The sequence below is a fragment of the Caballeronia sp. INML2 genome, from assembly GCF_023631365.1.
Lineage (GTDB): Bacteria > Pseudomonadota > Gammaproteobacteria > Burkholderiales > Burkholderiaceae > Caballeronia > Caballeronia turbans.
This window is the reverse complement of sequence record NZ_JALQDH010000208.1, coordinates 1-630: the sequence shown is the minus strand read 5'-3', so window position 1 is coordinate 630 and position 630 is coordinate 1. Positions and strand designations below refer to the sequence as shown.

1 protein-coding gene is annotated in these 630 nt (G+C 59.2%); it reads left to right on the top strand.

The features are described 5' to 3' along the window. On the top strand, nucleotides 1–519 hold a 519-nt coding region (locus NCT32_RS37025), incomplete at its 5' end, for a hypothetical protein (protein WP_250491566.1). Nucleotides 520–630 lie beyond the last annotated feature (111 nt).

The following is a 630-nucleotide window of genomic DNA, read 5'->3' as shown; positions in this document are numbered from 1 at the left end:
GCAAATGATATGGCCTCGAACTCGTTCTTTCTGAATCGTGCAGTCGCGCGTAACGCCGACTGGCAAGTGAATTACCCGGCGCTCGCGATGGCGAGCACCATCGACGCCGTCGACGAACGACGCAAGCAGATCGTCGTTGCCGCTGCGGATGAAACGTCCCTGCGCGCGGTGTTCTTCAGTTCCCTCGGTGCAATACTCGACTTCCATGCAACTTGGGACGAACTGGAGCGGTCAGGCAAGGGCTGGCTCGCTTTCACCATACGCTGGAACCGGTGGTGGTTGCCCAACGTTGATCACGTTAAATGGCTAGAGCAGCACGCGTTCGCGCCAACCGACCTTCGCTTCGCAAATCGGAACCAGGGGGTCGCCGCCGGTGATACCGCGTCTTTTCGCGAATTCCTCGATGTCGTTGAACCACACTATCGCCGCGACCCAGCCATCTCCAGCGTCCTGTTCGCGCCCAAAGCCATTGCAGCCGTCGAGACTTCGCCAATCAATACGGCCATGCGTCATTCATAAGACCGTCGATGCGCAAGGTCATTCCCTTCGGCAGGCGAGCCGTCGCTCCTAACACGCCCCGCGATGTTAAGGCCAAGTGTGCGCACCGAAATCTTCGGCTCGTCGAACACG